Genomic DNA, 18,972 nt, shown 5'->3' with positions numbered 1-18,972 from the left:
ATCCCCTTGCGTCACTTAACCAAAAGTAATTGATAAAGGGGACGATTGTCTTTGACCATATCGGCCACAGTATGTTTATCCAACTCTTCCAAAAAATTTTCTACCGCTTGATTCAAGACCGACTTTAAGCGACATGCAGGCGTGATTTGACAGGCACTACAGTTAACCAATGACAGAGGTTCTAATGAGCGAACTACATCACCAATTTTGATCTCGTTGGCAGGTTTCCCTAAACTGATGCCGCCATTTTTCCCCCTGACAGCATTCACTAATCCTAAATGACTCAGCTGATTGATAATTTTTACCATATGGTTACGTGAGACACCATAAACTTCAGTGACTTCTGTAATACTCGTCATTTGGCCTTCTGGTAGAGAGGCCATATAAATCAAAGCACGTAATCCATAATCGGTAAAACTGGTTAACTGCACACTCACCTCTGGGAGACTGAATATAACGGAGCTTATTTGGCACCAAAAAATGTATGTTTATTGGTTTTCGTTAGTTAATCATCATTATGTGGGTATTTTAAAAATTAAGCAAAACGGGAGAAAACAAAAACCGGGCAATAAGCCCGGTCATGTGCGCATAAAAGGTAAATCTATCGATTAAGCATCAAAGGGATCACGCAGGATCATGGTTTCCGCACGATCTGGGCCTGTAGAAATAATATCAACAGGAACGCCTGTCAGCTCTTCTACACGTTTGATGTAGTTCAATGCTGCTTGTGGCAACTGGCTGTGATCTTTCACGCCAAAAGTACTGTCATCCCAACCAGGCAGGGCTTCATAGACTGCTTCAAGACCTTCCCAGTTTTCTGCGGCCAGTGGCGTCGTGTCAATGACCGTGCCATCAGGCAGGCGATAACCCACGCAGATTTTCACTTCTTTCAAGCCATCCAGCACATCCAGTTTGGTCATGCAGAAGCCAGACAGAGAGTTGATTTGGATCGCGCGACGAATAGCTACCATATCCAACCAGCCAGTACGACGGCTACGACCTGTCGTCGCGCCAAATTCCTGACCTTTCTGACGCAGGTATTCACCTGTTTCATCAAACAGCTCAGTGGGGAATGGGCCGGCCCCTACACGAGTAGAGTAAGCCTTGATGATACCCAGTACATAATCAACATAACGTGGACCCAGGCCAGAACCCGTTGCAACGCCACCCGCAGTGGTGTTGGAAGAAGTCACATAAGGATAAGTACCGTGGTCGATATCCAACAGAGTACCCTGCGCACCTTCAAACATTACCAATTCACCTTTCTGGGTTGCTTTATACAGCAAGTCAGAAACGTCAACTACCATGCCCGTCAGGATATCGGCAACAGCCAAAATGTCATCTAAGGTTTTCTGGTAATCAACGGCAGGTTCTTTGTAGTAGTTAACTAACTGGAAGTTGTGGTAGTCGATGATTTCTTTCAGTTTGACAGCGAAAGTTTCTTTATCAAACAGATCACCCACACGCAAGCCACGGCGTGCGACTTTGTCTTCGTACGCAGGACCAATACCACGACCTGTTGTACCAATCGCCTTGGCTCCACGCGCTTTTTCGCGGGCGTTATCCAATGCAACATGGTAAGGCAGGATCAGCGGACAAGCTTCAGAAATAAGCAGGCGCTCACGTACAGGGATCCCACGTGATTCAAGCTCTTTCATCTCTTTCATCAAAGCATCTGGTGCTAAAACGACCCCATTTGCGATAATGCTAATGACATTTTCACGTAAGATCCCGGATGGAATTAAGTGGAGAACGGTTTTTTCACCGTTGATGACTAGTGTATGGCCCGCGTTATGGCCCCCTTGATAACGAACTACGTATTTAGCCCGTTCAGTCAGCAAGTCGACGATTTTACCCTTGCCCTCGTCACCCCATTGGGTGCCCAATACGACAACGTTCTTACCCATTTCAAAAGTTCACTCGGTTGCTTAAAAATGGATTCTACCATCTCATTTAGCACCTTTCAGTATTTTTTATTACTTCTTGTTATTTCGTTTAGTTATATAAATAGGGAGATAAATAAACAATTGGTAATTATAGCGGTATATAAAAGCCACTGTCTTTTTTTTACAGTGGCTTACAGTAAGTTAAGAGGACATTACTTCGCTGGTGCTTTCATATAACGGAAGAAGTCAGTATCTGGACTGAGTACCATGACATCATTACCGTCATTCTTGAAGCTCTTCTCGTAAGCACGCAGGCTACGGATAAATGCATAGAATTCGGGGTCCTGATTGAATGCATCCGCAAAGAGTTTTGTGGCTTCCGCATCACCTTCACCATGTAAAACCAGTGCTTCACTCTGTGCTTCTGCCCTGATTTCAGTTGCTGTTTTATCAGCAGCAGCCCGGATCTTTTCCGCTTCTTCCGAACCTTCGGAACGCAGGAGACGCGCTTCGGCTTCACGGTCAGCACGCATACGCTGGTAAATCGCTTCTGAAATTTCCTGTGGCAAGTTGATCTGTTTGATACGAACGTCAACAACCTCAATACCTAACGCCGCCATACTGTTTGGATTGATGGCAGGTTGCTTGCCTTTCGTCTCTTTTTCTACCAAGGCCGCAGCCGATGCAATGGCAGTATCGACATCTGTTGCATCATTCTCTTCGTGAGTCCCCTGGTTCAGGGCATCACGCACATCGGTAGTTAAACGACCACGGGAATCAGTCACAATACCGCGCACATCAAGACGACCAATTTCAGAACGCAAGCGGTCACTGAATTTACGTCTCAGCATTATTTCAGCCCGGTTAATATCACCGCCACCGGTAGCCAGATAGTAACGGCTGAAATCATTAATGCGCCACTTCAAATAAGAATCAACGATCAGGTCCTTATTTTCACGTGTCAGGAAACGGTCAGCCTTGATATCCAACGTCTGGATACGGGCATCAAGGGTTTTAACTGTTTCTACAAACGGAATTTTGAAATGCAGGCCCGGCTCATAAATGATCGGTTTATTCTCTGCATCACGTACAACCTTACTAAAACGCAGTACAATGCCACGTTCACCTTCTTTTACAGTAAAGATTGATGAATAGAGAACAACCAATACCGCAATAATTACAACAATGAATGAATTACGCATGATTATGGTCTCCCTGTTCTGACCGAATCACCGCGCAGGTTATCGCTACCACCATAAGTGTTAGATTCCCGTTGTGGCGTAGGTTGATTCTGACGGATCATTTTCTGCACTGCCGTGTTACTGGATATATGTTGCTGAACTTTCGCCTGATCTTTCACCACGTTATCTAATGGCAATAACAGCACGTTGTTACTCTTGTCGCTTGCAATGACTTTACGTGTATTGCTCAACACACGTTCCATCGTCTCGATATACAAACGTTCACGCGTAATTTCTGGCGCCGCCTTATATTCAGGTAAGATTTTGGCAAAACTCGCCACTTCACCCTTCGCATTTAATACCGCGCTAACTTTATAGGCTTTGGCATCTTCAATAATACGCTGCGCTTCACCTTTCGCTTTAGGTAATACTTCGTTCTCGTAAGCTCGAGATTCACGAATGGTTTGCTGCTTCTGTTCACGTGCTGCGATCACATCATCGAATGCAGCTTTAACCTCTTCTGGCGGACGGGCGGCCTGGAAGTTTACATCGACCACAGTAATGCCCATATGGTATGGACGGATCGTCTCTTCCAGCACTTTCTGAGTATCGTTACGGACAACAGTACGTCCTTCCGTCAGGTTGGTTTCCATCGAATATTTACCAACAACACCGCGCACGGCACTGTCTGTAGCTTGACGCAAGCTATCATCAGGATTGGTAACGCTGAAGAGATAAGCGGATGGATCAGTCACGCGGTATTGGACGTTCATTTCAGCCAATACAACGTTTTCATCTGAGGTCAGCATGGCACCGGTCGTTGCCAAATCGCGCACAGACTCAATGTTAACAGGCCTGACTTGATCGATAAACGTCATTTTCCAATTCAAGCCGGGCTGTACAACATGACTAAACTTACCAAATCGAGTAACGACACCACGGTCCGATTCTTTAATCGTATAAAAACCACTTACAACCCAAACAGCAATTGCAGCAGCAACGGCAAGGCCAATAAGACGCCCGCCAAGTTTAGGGTTCTGCCCAGAACCATTTCCACCTTTGTTTCCACCGAGACCACCGAGTTTTTCACTCAGCTTACGGAACAGATCGTCGAGATCAGTTGCCCCACGGTTACGACCACCTTTATTGTTGCCGCCGGAGTTGCCGCCATTATTATTGCTGCTTCCCCACGGGTCGCGGTCTTGTCCGTTATTACCGGGCTGATTCCACGCCATGTTTTAGCTCCACTTTCTAGTTTTTACTGGTTTTTCAGAGGTGACTGCTCTCCACCCAGATGGGTGAGGCTTCCCACTTCACAGACCGTTGCCTGTCCCTGACAGGTTTGACAACGGCCTCCGTGGGCAGAAACGACGAACTTCATCGTTTTTGTAAGCAACCAATATTATTGGGTGATAACTTTTGACAGTGCTGATCCTGTTACTGCAATTCTGGCACAGTCATTTCATCACCGCCATTTCATCTCTGCCACTCCATCACTATAAGCACCTTGAAATGACGGATAAAATGATACCTTGTTTGTTGTCCTGCGCCAATCAATCAGACAACATAGTCGGGTAATTTTGGTTCTTGTTTGCACAGACGGCGCCAATCGACCATTGGCATCCTGACTTCAACACCAACCTGGCCATTTTCTTCCATCCATTCACGTTCAATGGCCTGAAGCTGATAAAAACGGCTACGCAAACGCCCTGCTTCAGGTGGAAGATGCAATTTATAGTGCGCAATTTCACCTGAAAGGCGCTCAGTCAATGCCTGCAATAATAAAGGAATACCTGCGCCGGTTTGTGCAGATAACCAAACTCTGACCGGACGATTTTCTTCATCACGATCAATGCGGGGAATAAAATCTTCTAACATATCGATTTTATTCATCACCATCAGCGAAGGGATCTCATTGGATTCAATCTCTTCAAGAACACAGTCAACAGCGATAATGTTTTCATCGAAGCGAGGATCAGCCGCATCAACCACATGCAGTAATAATCTCGCCTGCCGAGTTTCCTGCAAAGTCGCCTTGAACGCTGCCACCAAATCATGGGGTAAATGGCGGATAAAACCAACTGTATCAGCCAAAACAACCGTACCAACATCATCCACCTCTATTCGGCGCAATGTCGGATCCAGAGTGGCAAAAAGCTGGTCAGCCGCATAAACATCGGCAGAAGTGATTTTATTGAATAGACTGGACTTTCCGGCATTGGTGTAACCGACAAGAGAGACGGTGGGGATATCGGCTTTATTACGTGCCTGACGCCCCTGTTCACGCTGCTTTTCAACTTTGTTGAGGCGCCCCAAAATCTGTTTGATTTTGTCACGCAGCATACGGCGGTCACTTTCCAACTGGGTTTCCCCAGGCCCACGCAGCCCGATCCCCCCTTTTTGGCGTTCAAGGTGAGTCCAGCCTCGAACCAGACGGGTGGACAGATGACGCAACTGTGCCAGTTCGACTTGCAACTTGCCTTCGTGCGTCCTTGCCCGTTGGGCAAAAATATCCAGAATCACGCCCGTGCGATCAACGACACGGCATTGACACAAGCGTTCAAGATTACGTTCCTGAGCAGGACTGAGGGTATGGTTAAATAACACCACATCTGCACCGCTGTTTTTGACAGCTTCAGCAATTTCCTCTGCCTTGCCCTCTCCGACAAAATATTTCGGATGAGGTGCCTTCCGGCTTCCGGTTACAATCTGCACAGGAGAAACACCTGCGGAAGTTACCAATGACTCGAATTCACTGAGATTTTCCGTATCTTTTTCCTGTGAGAAGAAAACATGCACCAGAACGGCTAACTCTCCGCCTTCATAACGATCAAACAACGGTGCAACCCCTCAGGCTGAGTAAAAATCCAATAAGAAAAAACATAGGTAAAGTCTCCCTACCTATGTTTTTATTTTCAGGCACGGCGGCTGATTTATTCAGCGCCATCGCTTTCCTGTTGTACTGCCGAGTTCGTGCCAGCATGATAATTACCAACGCCAGTCGGCACATTCGGGTTGTTACCATGATGAGACACTGGACGGGAAGGTACAACAGTAGAGATGGCATGCTTATAAACCATCTGGCTCACCGTGTTCTTCAGTAAAATGACAAACTGGTCAAAAGATTCAATCTGACCCTGTAATTTGATGCCATTGACCAAATAAATAGAAACCGGGACCCTTTCACGTCGTAAAGCGTTCAGGAATGGATCTTGCAGAGATTGCCCCTTAGCCATTCTATATTTTCCTTATTTTGTTGTTTTTCACTAAGAACCTGTTGGTTCGAAAAATTAACTACTCAAAAATGACACTTTGTATTGATCACTGGTACTGATCAATTGTACACAATCAATGAATTTATGTACTAACAACCTGCATGACTGTGTTTAGGTTTTGTTTAGGTTGATCGCTATCCAACCACGCCACATTGTCCCAACTCCTGAGCCACGTGATCTGACGCTTCGCCAATTGGCGTGTCGCACAGATACCACGGTAAACCATCTCATCATGAGAGATTTCGCCCGCGAGGTAAGACCACATCTGACGATAACCAACACAACGAATGGAGGGTAAATCGGTATGCAAATCACTACGAGCATAAAGTGCTTTTACCTCATCTTCAAACCCTGATTTGATCATTTGTTCAAAACGGGCTGCGATACGCTGATGCAACATTTCACGACTTGTCGGCGCGATCGCAAATTGATGAACTCGATAAGGCAATATTTCTCCAGACGTTTCAGTCAACTCCGTTAGAGTTTTACCCGAAATCCGAAAAACTTCCAGTGCACGAGTAAGACGTTGTGGATCATTAGGATGAATCCTTGCCGCAGAAACGGGATCAATTTCCTGTAATTGTCGATGTAATTCGTCCCATCCTAGCTCTGCGGCCTGTTGTTCAATCTGCGCCCTCATCTCAGGCTCTGCGGAAGGTAAAGGCGATAATCCTTCCAACAATGCTTTGAAATATAGCATGGTTCCACCAACCAGGAGTGGTATTCTCCCAGCCGCCGTGATTTCAGCCATTTCTTGCAATGCATCACGGCGAAAATCAGCAGCAGAATAGACTGCCGCAGGGTCAAGAATATCGATCAAACGATGAGGTGCCAGTGCCTGCTCTTCTGCGGAAGGTTTTGCTGTCCCAATATCCATTCCACGATAAATTAACGCAGAATCGACACTGATTAATTCAACCGGAAGATGCCAGCGCAAGGCGATCGATAACGCCGTTTTCCCTGAAGCCGTCGGTCCCATGATAAAAATGGCTGTCGGCAGGTGTTGAGTTTTTAAATCACTCATGATTAAGGAATGCCACCACTGCTTGTAAATCAATTAACTGTAATAACCCATCCGGCGGCGATCCCACCAGCTGAGGGCAAAGGCGTTCGACATCAGCCAAAAGCTGGACAGCTTGCGCGATGTTCCACGTTTCATGCTCACTATCCACGTGACGGGAAAGCCAACTGGCAACTTGCTCAACAGAAGCGGCTGACTGTTCCCCAAGATAACCCAACAGTTCCGGCAAGAGTTTCGGCAGGTTCTGTTGACGCAGAGGCAACGATACCGCATGAATGGTTACTTTTCCATGTGCGACTGTCGATTCAATACCAAAAGTCTTTAACAAGTCACTATTCTGCTTTAAGACATGCATTTCTGACTGATTGAGAGCAAGTTTCAGCGGGATCAATAATGGCTGGGATTTCAGCCCCTGTTCTCCGGGGGTCAGTTGCGCCTGTTTCAGCCAGCGCCCAGCAACTGGCAGAGAAAGCAGCCCGATTCCCAATGGCGATTCGAGCAAAGCATAACAACCTGCATAGATACACAATACTTTTCCAAAGCTATGTTTCCCCTGCCCCGATGGCACAGGAGTCGCAGAAACCGATACACCTTCCCGCGCACCCCGCTCTGGAAATAATGGGCGTTTTTCTTCCGGGGAGAATTGCATCATTTTTTGGTACAACTCCCCCTGTTTTTTCTGGTAGCTTTCCCCATGATGTATTTGTTGCATACCACGATCATGATGCTCATGACGTCGTGAAGAGGCCTCATCCGCTTGTTCAACACGCTTACGGGTAAAATGGTTTTCTCCCGCAGAAGGGCGATTCTCCGGCACCCAGCTTGTAACACTCTCCTGACAACCAAGCGCCAGTTCATCTCCCGTGCCGCGTTGTTTCAATACCGCAGCCACCCCCTGATAAATAAAATCATGTACCAGGCGGGCTTGATGGAAACGCACTTCATGTTTGGCCGGATGTACATTGACATCCACCTGTCGTGGATCGATTTCGAGATACAAAACATAAGCGGGTTGTTGCTCACCCTTAATCAAATCCTGATAAGCTTGACGAATCGCATGATTAAGCAGGCGATCCCGCATCATGCGCCCATTGACATAGCAATATTGGATCTCGCTCACGGCCGGATTCACCGGATCGACAACCCAGCCCTTAATAGACAAGGAATCATGCTGCCATGACAACGCCAGCGCCTGTTGCACAAAAGCGGTTCCACAAATGGCTGCCAGACGCCGTTCATGCTGAGATTCCTCTTTAGCGGGACGGTACTGGCGCATCAATTTCCCATTGTGATTCAGGTTAATGGCGACATCCAACCGCGCCAAAGCGATACGACGCACGATTTCATCAATATGGCCAAATTCCGTTTTTTCTGTTCTCAGGAATTTTCGACGGGCAGGCGTGTTATAAAACAGATCCAACACTTCAACCGTTGTCCCCACAGGATGAGCGGCAGGTTTTACCGTGACCTCCATATCACGGCCTTCGGCATAAGATTGCCACGCTTCTGCCTGACTTTCAGGACGGGAAGTTAATGTCAGCCTTGAAACCGAGCTGATACTCGCTAAGGCTTCCCCACGGAACCCCATGCTGGCAATCGCTTCCAAATCATCCAATGAAGCAATTTTACTGGTCGCATGGCGCGCCAGTGCCAGCATCAAATCCTGTTTGGCTATCCCACAGCCATTATCGCGGATACGGATAAGCTTTGCGCCACCCCGTTCAATATCAATATCAATACGGGTTGCACCGGCATCAAGGCTATTTTCCACCAACTCTTTCACTACAGAAGAAGGGCGTTCAACCACTTCACCCGCAGCAATCTGGTTTGCCAATTGTGGGGGTAATATCTTGATAGCCATAATGTGACCTTACTTACAATTCAGAGCCTGTCAAACCTATTCTGATAGGCGTATATTTAGTTACTTTGGTGCAGACTGCAACGGGTTAGCCAGAAAATAGTGACGTAATCCCAAATGAATGGCCTGTGCCAGTTTCTCCTGATACTGATTGGAGCCTAATAACGTTTCTTCAGACACATTACTGATAAAGCCCGTTTCCACTAAAATGGACGGAATATCCGGCGAGCGCAAAACACCAAGGCTTGCATGTTCTGGTGTACGTTTATGCAGGGAACCAATTCTGGTTAGCTGGCTCAATACCTGCATGGCAACATCATAGCCAACCCGTTGTGAATGCCCAAATTGCAAATCCAGCACGGCCTTACTCAGATAAGGATCAGTGCCGTTGGCGAGAGCATCTCCCGCACCGCCCAGTAATTCCGATTGTTTTTCATGCTGTTCCAGCCAGTTCCCCAATTCACTGTTTGCACGTCGGTTGGAGAGCACCCATACAGAAGCACCTCTGGCACCGCGATTAGGAGCGGCATCGGCATGAATGGATACCAGTATATTGGCTTTATGTTTACGGGCGACTTCAGAACGCCCTGCCACAGAGATAAAATAATCGCCATTTCGCGTCAACACCGGCGTGAACATGGGATCATTGCGCAAAAGGGCTTCCAATTTACGAGCAACATTAATAGTGACATTCTTTTCTTTCAGCCCCCGTTGCCCAATCGCCCCAGGATCTTGCCCGCCATGCCCCGCATCAATGGCAACGACAACTGGGTGGAATGCTCTTCCTTGCGCAGATTGAGCTGCCTGTTTCTTCACACCTTGCTCACGGTGATTCGATACTGGCTTAGTTTCTTTTTCCGTCAGGGGAGCATTATTTGTAAGCAAGCGCTTACTTTCATTTTTTAAGGCCGGCTTATTCGATACCGATGAGTTATTCGCCACTCCATTGGCTTTCAGTGTCATCATCACTTGCGATTGATTGCCGACATTTTTCACCGTAGATGTCACTGTAGCCTTATGTGCTAATTCCAACACCACGCGCTGATGATGTGCATCAGATGGCTGGCTGGAACGTATCTGTTTTACCAGATTCTGGCCGGATAAAATCATCGGTAATCCAACAATCTTACTGGCTTGGCGAATATCCACCACCAACCGTTCAGGAGAATGCAAAAGAAAGAACCGATAATCAGGATGCCCGCCGGTGAATTCCAACGTTACTACGGACTCAGATGGATCATTCTTCACATGAATATTCGACAGCGTAGCCGCAGATGCTGCCGTCATAACCAGCTGATTTAACATGAAAAACAAAACACAGGCCATTACCCAATAGGCACGCCATTTTTTTATCACATCCACGAAAAAGGCATTCATCATAGTCGGGTATTCCTTCATAAGGACTTCAAATTATCCAACAGACTTTCACCATATTGAGATGACGCAACAAAACGAGCCTGGCGCCCTTCACTGTCATAACTCAGGTGCAACTCAATATCTGCATCAGGCAAAACGCCAGTGCCCTGCTGAGGCCACTCCACCAGACAAATAGCGTCCTGATGGAAATAATCCCGGATCCCCATAAATTCCAGCTCTTCAGGATCAGCCAGACGGTAAAGATCGAAATGGTAGACAGGCCGTGGTTGTAAGGCATAAGGCTCGACTAACGTATAAGTCGGACTTTTCACATGCCCCTGATGGCCGAGAGCTTGCAGAAAACCACGGCTGAATGTGGTTTTTCCTGCACCAAGATCGCCATACAGATAAATAACATAGCCGCGATCGCCAACTGCCGCCACTGCATTACCCAATGCAACTGTGGCATTTTCATTTGGGAGTGATAAAACGAGTTCTTTCATTGAAAAATATCTGTTTTGATTTATTGAATGAGAAACTAGTCAGGTAGAATATCAGTTAAATAGATTAACCAGTAACCATAACATAATTCAGACATTATCATTTAGTCTCTTCTGTGCTACCGTAACAACTACATGCTACATTTTTTGTATTCAATTCCCTCTGTGTTAAGCTAACGCCTCTCTTTCAGCAGTCATTTGATATTTCATGGCAACCCCCCTCGATCTGAATCTTCTGGCAACAAACATCAAGCAATGGGGCCTTTCCCTTGGCTTCCAGCAAGTCGGCATCTGTGATACGGACTTATCGGCAGAAGAGCCGAGATTACAAGAATGGCTTGATAAGCAATATCATGGCGAAATGGACTGGATGGCGCGTCACGGCATGATGCGCGCCCGTCCCCATGAGCTTCTGCCGGGGACTTTGCGGGTTATCAGCGTACGCATGAATTATCTGCCTGCTAAAGCCGCGTTTGCCAGTACGCTTAACAATCCGCAAATGGGTTATATTAGTCGCTATTCGTTGGGCCGGGATTATCACAAACTGCTACGTCAGCGTCTCAAAAAACTGGGCGACAAGATCCAAGAATATTGCAGCACTCATGAATATCAGGGAACTTTGAATTTTCGTCCTTTTGTCGATTCCGCTCCGATTATGGAACGCCCACTGGCAGCAAAAGCGGGGCTTGGTTGGGTTGGTAAACACTCACTTATATTAAATCGTGAATCGGGTTCCTGGTTTTTCCTCGGTGAATTGCTGATTAATCTTCCCCTGCCGATTGATGTTCCACAAGAGGAGCAATGCGGACGCTGCGTAGCCTGCATGACAACTTGCCCAACGGGGGCTATTGTTGCGCCTGACACCATTGATGCCCGACGCTGCATCTCATATCTGACCATTGAATTGGAAGGTGTTATTCCAGAAGAACTGCGCCCACTGATGGGTAACCGGATTTATGGCTGCGATGATTGCCAGCTTATTTGCCCCTGGAACCGTTTTTCTCAATTAACAGATGAAGCTGATTTTAGCCCACGTGCCGTACTGCATACTCCTGAGCTATTAGATCTATTCAATTGGAGCGAGGAGAAGTTTCTGCGTATCACGGAAGGCTCGGCAATTCGCCGTATTGGATATCTGCGCTGGTTGCGCAACATTTCCGTCGCCTTAGGTAATGCACCGTATCAAGATGACATCGTGTTAGCGTTGGAAAAAAAGTTCGGCTTAAGTGAAGTTTTGGATGAACATATCCACTGGGCGATCGCCCAGCAAATGACCCGCCGCAATGCGAATGCCATTGAGGTTCAAACCTCACAACAAAAACGATTAATAAGGGCAATAACCAAAGGCTTACCCAGAGACGCCTAATAATCAACCATCCGGTTTTATGGTAAAAAAAACCGTTTATTTCCTTGTGAATAAAATAAAAATACTTTGCTGATCAACTAACAAACAGAGAATAAATGTTGATCATGTTATTTTTAAATTAGGTTAATTACTTTAATTAATCAATAAGTTAAGTTTGAACTGTTGTTGTGAATGATAAGTCAAGAAAACCAAACACAAAGAATCCTCCTGTGGATAACTCTGTGTAACAAGTAGAGCATCATCAGGTGACTCAATAGAGTGATAATGTTAAAAACTGTGGATAAAAAACAAGAATTGAGTTCTAGTCTCGAACACCAGAAATCAGCAGCAAGGCAATAGCCCACTCATCCATTCTAGACGCTAGTGGAGAAATTTTCCTCTGCCCATTCAAAAATGAGGCGGCATTATGGACCTGTTGGAGCAGGATAGCAAGGCTTTATCGTCAATTTATTTTTGGTGAGGCTTGCAATAAGTGCCAACATTTCACGCTGACACTTTTCCTTACGCATTATGCCTTACCAGCTGCGTCTCTATGCCCCAAATTAAAGTACGCTTATCTTCTCAACCAATAATGTGCTGGACGCTTCCCAATCGGACTGCTTATAAAGGCACCTTAACGTCTGATAAGGGGACACCTGCATAAAACAACTCATATTGGAGATGCCTTGAAGCAAACGCTAACCCAACCACATCCTACACCAACCTGACCCTTTCGACAGGAGATACAGTATCTGTCTTGAACGAGATTTTTATAGAAAGAAGATAACAAAATGGAGGAAATTGGAGCGGGAAACGAGACTCGAACTCGCGACCCCAACCTTGGCAAGGTTGTGCTCTACCAACTGAGCTATTCCCGCGTCGCTGACAGCTAATATTATTAGCCTGAGATGCCTGAATGCTGATTTTGAATACCTGTTAACCTTATGAGTTATAGGTCATTCTTAGAGCCTGCATATCAGGAACGGGCGCCATTATGAACGCGTTCAGATAAGATGGCAAGCCCTTTGCTTTTACTTCCGAGTTAAACGCTCAAAAGATATTCACTCCCGTTTGACACAAAAAATTCCTACCATAACCCCGACAGTTGTCTGGAATACCAAACAGCACGAAGTTAACATTAAGTAAACAATTAACTAACATCTAATAAGATTTGTGCTTGTTCTAACGATTTTATGGAAATAGATTAACAATAATTTTCGTTGTTAATTAGATAATTATTCTCTTAAGAGAGGGTCAGGAACATGGCTCGATATTATCAATCTAAATTTGTCACGGGCACTGAGGCGCTGGTTGACCTTCTACTCGCTCAAGCTAAGTTGGATGAAATCCACAATCTCAACACAGCGGGGTTAGTTTCAGGTTATCGTGGCTCTCCTTTAGCCCGCTTAGATCAAACATTATGGCAACACAGCAAAGAACTTATCCAAGCCAACATTCGCTTTCAACCTGCCGTCAATGAAGATCTCGCAGCCGATGCACTGATAGGTACACAAAAAGTCGAAACAGACCCTGACAGACAGGTTAACGGCGTTTTTGGTATGTGGTACGGCAAAGGGCCAGGCGTCGATCGTTCCGGTGATGCACTTAAACATGGCAATGCTTACGGCTCCTCGCCAAACGGGGGTGTGCTGGTTATCGTCGGAGACGATCACGGCTGTGTCTCTTCGTCCATGTCCCACCAATCTGATCTCGCGATGATGGCATGGAGTATGCCTGTTTTGCACCCGGCATCAGTTGCCGATTATATGAGTGTCGGTTTATGGGGCTGGGCGGCATCACGTGTCAGCGGCGCATGGTTTGGCTTTAAAGCAATCAGTGAAGTTGTGGAAAGCGGTGCCGTCAGAGAAAGCAAGCCATTTCCTGATTATAAAGTGCCCCACGTTGATCCTGGACCCGATGGGTTGCATTGGCGCTGGCCGGATCTCCCCGGCCCACAGATTGAAAAGCGATTGGCCTATAAACTAAAAGCCGTCGAAGAGTTTGCTAAACTTAACCCCATTGATTACCTGCTCGCCCCCTGCGAACATCCACACGCTTTGTTGGTAACGGTGGGTAAGGCCCATAAGGATGTTATGGAAGCCCTGCGTGTCGGGGGCCTTACACCTTCTGATCTGGCCCAACAAGGCGTCGCTTTTCTCCATATCCGTTTGGTTTATCCTTTATCACCGCTGCTCAGCGAGCTAGCTACCCAAGTCAGTCATATTTTTATTATTGAAGAAAAAGCCGCCATCGTTGAGATGCTGCTGGCTCATCAATTGGTTAAATTACAGAAAATGACCAATCTGATAGGTAAGCATAACCAGCTTGGTCAGAAATTGTTACCCGCTGACGTTGAACTACGCCCTTCACGGGTTGCCGCCCCACTTTCTGGATGGTTACAACAATTCCATTTATTTCTCTCCGTGCCACCCGAATGGTCAACGACGCCCATTCAGCACGATGCAACTTTACCCAAACGCACACCTTATTTTTGCGCTGGATGCCCCCATAGCACTTCAACTCGCTTACCAGACGATAGCCAAGCTCAACCTGGTATTGGATGCCATATTATGGCGACATGGATGGATCGCAATACCGGAAACGGCCTTTTGCCAATGGGGGGAGAAGGTGTTGACTGGATAGGACATGCCCCATTTGTCAATCGCTCCCATGTCTTTCAAAATCTGGGAGATGGCACCTACTTCCATTCTGGTCACTTAGCCATTCGCCAATCAGTCGCCGCAGGAAGCCACATTACTTACAAATTGCTGTTCAATGATGCGGTGGCGATGACAGGTGGACAACCGCTGGATGGGAATATCACTCTGGCACAAATGGTTTCTTTAATGCTGGCAGAAGGCGTAAAAGAAGTGGTTGTCGTGACAAATGATCTTGATAAATATAAAGATAAAAATTGCCTTCCTGCCAATGTGAAACTCTATGAACGAGATTATCTGGAGGATGTACAGAAACGTCTTCGGGATATCGTTGGCGTCACAGTGCTCATCTACGATCAAGCCTGTGCCACAGAATTACGTCGTAAAAGAAAACGGGGTTTAGCGCCAAAAGTAACGCGGCGCGCCGTCATCAATGAATTAGTCTGTGAGGGATGTGGTGACTGTCAAATACAATCAAATTGCCTGGCCGTAATTCCAGTCAAAACGCCTTTAGGCACTAAACGCAAGATAGACCAACACGTTTGCAATTCAGATCTGTCCTGCCTGAAAGGATTCTGCCCCAGCTTTATCACTGTCGAAAATGCCAACCCACGTGCGGATCTCAGTAAGATCATCACACAGACTGAGTTAGATAAAATTATCCACAAACTACCTCAACCGACACTGGCTTCTGCCGAAATACCTTATGAAATCCTGTTAGTCGGTATCGGCGGTACTGGTATCGTCACCGCAGGACATCTACTTGCCAATGCGGCGCAATTAGACGGCTGCTTTGTCAGTCTGCTCAATTTTACCGGATTTGCGCAAAAAGGCGGGGAAGCCATAACCCATATTCGGCTATGCCATGACCAGGATAAACTGCATCAAGTCAGGATTGATCGCGGGCGCGCTAATCTGGTTATCGCCGCCGATTTGGTGGCTGCAACGGGGCAAAATGCACGGGAAGTGATGTCAAGGGGATCAACAAAATGCATACTGAACACCCATGAAACCCAAGTCGGCACTATGCTTCGCTCCCCTATGCTGGATTTGGATCACCCCAAAATGCTGGACACCCTGAGTCAACATACACAAGTATTACACGCCATTGATGCAGAAATCATGGCTGCACATCTGGTCGGTGACAAAGACCAAACCAATATCATATTAATGGGTTATGCCTGGCAGCTCGGCAAGATTCCAATCACATTAACTGCCATCAACAATGCGATGCAAGAACTGGGAGCCTCAGCAGATAATGCCCGACGAGCTTTCTGTCTGGGCCGCATCGCGGCAGCCCAACCCGATATTCTGCAAAAACACCTCAATATTATGCCGCAAGAAAATATAAAAAGTCTGGACGATCTCATTATGCATCGGTATCAATTTCTGGTTGATTATCAAAATGAAAGATATGCGATGCGTTATCTCAACCGTATTGCTCAGGTTCAAATGGTGGCTCAACAGATCGATACAGAAGAAATCACTCAATCCGTTGCTGAAAACTTATTCAAGTTAATGGCGTATAAAGATGAATATGAAGTCGCCCGACTCTACGTCAAAACCGGTTTTTTCGATAAGCTCCGCTCACAATTTGATAATACAGATACCCTCCGCTTTCACCTTAGCCTTCCTCTCTTCAGTCGCAAAGATCCCCGTACAGGCCAACGAGGAAAAAAGGAATATGGCTTGTGGATCGTCCCTGTATTCCGCTTTCTTGCCGCATGTAAATCGCTACGAGGCACTGTTTTTGATATTTTTGGCTATCAGGAAGAGCGTAAACAGGAAAGAAATCTGCTGCTTGAGTATGAGCGATTAATTGATTTTTTAATCGAAAAAATGGAACGCAATAATTTGGCAATCTGTCGGCAAATTGCGGAGCTTCCCAATCAGGTGCGCGGTTTTGGGCATGTGAAACAAAAAGCGATGAAAAACATGATGGAACGTAAGGAAATATTGCTGAAAGAATTACAAAAAGTGATGTGATAAAGCGTGTTGGACATTATCAATAATGATGTCCAACACTTTTCGAACAGCGAGTAACTATAGATACAATGTTCATGCCTTCCAAACACTATCCCTTCCAAACACGATAGTAATCACGTAACCGCTTAGTTATCTGCTCATCATTGCAAGAGAATGCAACCAAATCAGGAGGAGGCGTATAGATCGTATCAATAGATTCAACGTGAGCACGATACTTATTGTATAAACCTTCATGGATTAATTCATCCCATCCTGGCTTAATATTCCAGAGATATTCATAACCCATCGCGACTGTTTGCTGCGCCGCTTCTAAAATAGTTTTCTCTCGGTTAAGTCCCACTAAGGGCCGACGGATAGGTATAAAATCCCCCAGATCAATATCCAGATTAGGTCGCCCCATAAGTGCATTTGCAACATAATCCGCTAAAAGCGGAGATTGATGCAAACCGTCCCGATATGTTCCCGTCACAAGCCACAACCCATCTATGCCACACTCCCCAATCAAGGGAAAGCCATCTGCTGAGATGGGTCGATTGCCCACTTGAACAGCAATAATCTCAGATGCAAATAAATCAACGTTTATCTGATTGTAAGCGCATTCTAAAAGGAACTGTGTGGTAGCAACTGTTGCATATTTACGAGGTTGGCTGAATACAAGATTGGTCGCACCAACGTAGAGAATACCATCACCACGCGGAACACAATGTAATCCACAAGCAAATGCGCGGTTAGGTGTTCGAATAACTGATGTTGGTAAATCATCGGGATTTTTAACTTTGAGTAAAACAGAAACTCCATGACCCGCAAAAAGCGGAGGGATCTTCTGCACGATAGAAAGCTGGTCTGATAATATATCAAGTGACTGCACTCCTGCTGCAATCACTACTTTATTTGCTGTAAAACGCGCTCCGTCGATGGTTTCAACACCGGTTATAGCCCCCTTTTCTGTAAGAACACGTTTAACATTATTATCAATAAGTTCTCCCCCTTCCTTGAGAAAAGCAGCATCCAGCATTTCAAGCAATATATGAGAATTAAGGGCATTTTCTTCTGAAATATAAATTCCTTTGAGCGAACGTACCAAATCGTTAGCTTTCATTCCCTTAATCGATTGCGGATCGACAACCTCATAGGGTTCATTATATTCACGAAGAATACTTTCTATCGCATCATAATTAACACTATCAACAGCAGCCATTCCTGCGGTATTGAGAATGACATGAGTACCTTTTGCAGTAAATAAAGGACGGGGATCTCCCGAAGATGCGATTAAACGCTGTGCCCATATTGACCAACGCGCTTTCGCGATACAATCCATTTTGAGTTTCAGTTTTCCATAATCGCTCGCAATCAGCCCGCTGGTCACTTCACCAAAACAGCCATTCATTGCCCCCGCAGCTTTTGACGCTGCATTGCTACGATCAAGACGTCCCAACCTGCATATTTTCAATTGGCGACTAGCCAGTTCATAAGCAATTGAACCTGCAATGGCACCAGATCCTACAACAATAACATCATACTTCATCGGCTCTATCCTTGTTCACATTGACAGATAAACATCCTTAAGAAACCCTTAAGGACAGATTAGAGATGCTTTGCAGACAACTGGATTATGGAGAGCTTCCATCATACGTTCACTCCCATTGCAGGGAGATCACGTCAAATTGATTTCGATAAGTGATTATAACGAACAATTCAATCTACCAAAGGATTTTAATATTCGTCAACATGAATATGACAGAATCGTAACATTGTTACTGAGCAAATCTCAGTACCGCTGAATATTCAGAAAGTTGTTGGCTTTGGTTGGAATTTTGAAAACAAAAAAAACGCGCTTAGGCGCTTTTCTTATGACTTGCAGACCTTGCTAGCAATCTACAGTCTTGAATTTGGAGCGGGAAACGAGA

13 protein-coding genes and 1 tRNA gene are annotated in these 18,972 nt (G+C 45.9%); 2 read left to right on the top strand and 12 right to left on the bottom strand.

Annotation, left to right across the window (positions count from 1 at the left end; translation table 11 throughout):
- Positions 1-11: 11 nt before the first annotated feature.
- The 10 genes from nsrR to tsaE all read right to left on the bottom strand — a co-directional run bounded on the left by nsrR (position 12) and on the right by tsaE (position 11,080).
- The gene (nsrR, locus tag ABLA76_RS10185) at positions 12-431 is read right to left on the bottom strand and encodes a nitric oxide-sensing transcriptional repressor NsrR (RefSeq protein WP_047766277.1); all 420 of its coding nucleotides are present in this window, start codon (positions 429-431) and stop codon (positions 12-14) included.
- 177 nt (positions 432-608) lie between these two features.
- Complete coding sequence (locus tag ABLA76_RS10180; RefSeq protein ID WP_348987836.1) at positions 609-1,907, bottom strand: adenylosuccinate synthase; 1,299 nt, start codon at positions 1,905-1,907, stop codon at positions 609-611.
- A 191-nt stretch (positions 1,908-2,098) separates the two neighbouring features.
- A complete protein-coding gene (gene hflC / locus ABLA76_RS10175; RefSeq protein ID WP_348987835.1) occupies positions 2,099-3,088 on the bottom strand; it encodes a protease modulator HflC in 990 nt (329 codons plus the stop codon).
- Positions 3,089-3,090: 2 nt separating this feature from the next.
- On the bottom strand, positions 3,091-4,302 hold the full coding sequence (gene hflK / locus ABLA76_RS10170; protein WP_047766280.1) for an FtsH protease activity modulator HflK: 1,212 nt from the start codon (positions 4,300-4,302) through the stop codon (positions 3,091-3,093).
- A 322-nt stretch (positions 4,303-4,624) separates the two neighbouring features.
- The gene (gene hflX, locus ABLA76_RS10165; protein WP_047766281.1) at positions 4,625-5,905 is read right to left on the bottom strand and encodes a ribosome rescue GTPase HflX; all 1,281 of its coding nucleotides are present in this window, start codon (positions 5,903-5,905) and stop codon (positions 4,625-4,627) included.
- 95 nt (positions 5,906-6,000) lie between these two features.
- Complete coding sequence (gene hfq / locus ABLA76_RS10160) at positions 6,001-6,303, bottom strand: RNA chaperone Hfq (RefSeq protein ID WP_047766282.1); 303 nt, start codon at positions 6,301-6,303, stop codon at positions 6,001-6,003.
- A 121-nt stretch (positions 6,304-6,424) separates the two neighbouring features.
- A complete protein-coding gene (gene miaA, locus ABLA76_RS10155; protein ID WP_348987834.1) occupies positions 6,425-7,366 on the bottom strand; it encodes a tRNA (adenosine(37)-N6)-dimethylallyltransferase MiaA in 942 nt (313 codons plus the stop codon).
- Positions 7,359-9,224 carry a DNA mismatch repair endonuclease MutL gene (mutL, locus tag ABLA76_RS10150; protein ID WP_348987833.1) on the bottom strand — a complete coding sequence of 622 codons (1,866 nt, stop codon included), beginning with the start codon at positions 9,222-9,224 and terminating at the stop codon, positions 7,359-7,361. The genes miaA and mutL overlap by 8 nt, the downstream gene beginning before the upstream one ends.
- Positions 9,225-9,284: 60 nt before the next feature.
- The gene (amiB, locus tag ABLA76_RS10145; RefSeq protein ID WP_348987844.1) at positions 9,285-10,598 is read right to left on the bottom strand and encodes an N-acetylmuramoyl-L-alanine amidase AmiB; all 1,314 of its coding nucleotides are present in this window, start codon (positions 10,596-10,598) and stop codon (positions 9,285-9,287) included.
- A 17-nt stretch (positions 10,599-10,615) separates the two neighbouring features.
- A complete protein-coding gene (gene tsaE, locus ABLA76_RS10140) occupies positions 10,616-11,080 on the bottom strand; it encodes a tRNA (adenosine(37)-N6)-threonylcarbamoyltransferase complex ATPase subunit type 1 TsaE (protein ID WP_348987832.1) in 465 nt (154 codons plus the stop codon).
- Positions 11,081-11,285: 205 nt separating this feature from the next.
- On the opposite strand from tsaE, the gene queG reads away from it, so the two are divergent.
- Positions 11,286-12,443 (top strand): tRNA epoxyqueuosine(34) reductase QueG, encoded by a 1,158-nt coding sequence (gene queG / locus ABLA76_RS10135; protein ID WP_285808790.1) that lies wholly within the window; start codon positions 11,286-11,288, stop codon positions 12,441-12,443.
- A 781-nt stretch (positions 12,444-13,224) separates the two neighbouring features.
- On the opposite strand, the gene ABLA76_RS10130 is transcribed toward queG, so the two are convergent.
- Positions 13,225-13,300: transfer RNA gene (locus ABLA76_RS10130), tRNA-Gly, on the bottom strand.
- A gap of 384 nt (positions 13,301-13,684) precedes the next feature.
- On the opposite strand from ABLA76_RS10130, the gene ABLA76_RS10125 reads away from it, so the two are divergent.
- Positions 13,685-17,065: an indolepyruvate ferredoxin oxidoreductase family protein gene (locus ABLA76_RS10125; RefSeq protein WP_348987831.1), complete on the top strand. Its 3,381-nt coding sequence runs from the start codon at positions 13,685-13,687 to the stop codon at positions 17,063-17,065.
- An 88-nt stretch (positions 17,066-17,153) separates the two neighbouring features.
- Here the strand turns inward: ABLA76_RS10125 and ABLA76_RS10120 are convergent, their stop codons facing one another.
- On the bottom strand, positions 17,154-18,590 hold the full coding sequence (locus ABLA76_RS10120; protein WP_348987830.1) for an FAD-dependent oxidoreductase: 1,437 nt from the start codon (positions 18,588-18,590) through the stop codon (positions 17,154-17,156).
- Positions 18,591-18,972: the final 382 nt, after the last annotated feature.

Origin of the sequence: Xenorhabdus sp. SGI240, from assembly GCF_040081915.1 — a bacterium.
Lineage (GTDB): Bacteria > Pseudomonadota > Gammaproteobacteria > Enterobacterales > Enterobacteriaceae > Xenorhabdus > Xenorhabdus bakwenae.
This window is presented reverse-complemented; position numbering and strand designations above follow the sequence as displayed.

Bases quoted from the DNA above. Each gene is read 5' to 3' on its own strand.
- ABLA76_RS10180 (WP_348987836.1), bottom strand. From the start codon at position 1,907: ATGGGTAAGAACGTTGTCGTATTGGGCACCCAATGGGGTGACGAGGGC.
- hflC (WP_348987835.1), bottom strand. From the start codon at position 3,088: ATGCGTAATTCATTCATTGTTGTAATTATTGCGGTATTGGTTGTTCTC.
- hflK (WP_047766280.1), bottom strand. From the start codon at position 4,302: ATGGCGTGGAATCAGCCCGGTAATAACGGACAAGACCGCGACCCGTGG.
- hfq (WP_047766282.1), bottom strand. From the start codon at position 6,303: ATGGCTAAGGGGCAATCTCTGCAAGATCCATTCCTGAACGCTTTACGA.
- miaA (WP_348987834.1), bottom strand. From the start codon at position 7,366: ATGAGTGATTTAAAAACTCAACACCTGCCGACAGCCATTTTTATCATG.
- mutL (WP_348987833.1), bottom strand. From the start codon at position 9,224: ATGGCTATCAAGATATTACCCCCACAATTGGCAAACCAGATTGCTGCG.
- amiB (WP_348987844.1), bottom strand. From the start codon at position 10,598: ATGAATGCCTTTTTCGTGGATGTGATAAAAAAATGGCGTGCCTATTGG.
- tsaE (WP_348987832.1), bottom strand. From the start codon at position 11,080: ATGAAAGAACTCGTTTTATCACTCCCAAATGAAAATGCCACAGTTGCA.
- queG (WP_285808790.1), top strand. From the start codon at position 11,286: ATGGCAACCCCCCTCGATCTGAATCTTCTGGCAACAAACATCAAGCAA.
- ABLA76_RS10125 (WP_348987831.1), top strand. From the start codon at position 13,685: ATGGCTCGATATTATCAATCTAAATTTGTCACGGGCACTGAGGCGCTG.
- ABLA76_RS10120 (WP_348987830.1), bottom strand. From the start codon at position 18,590: ATGAAGTATGATGTTATTGTTGTAGGATCTGGTGCCATTGCAGGTTCA.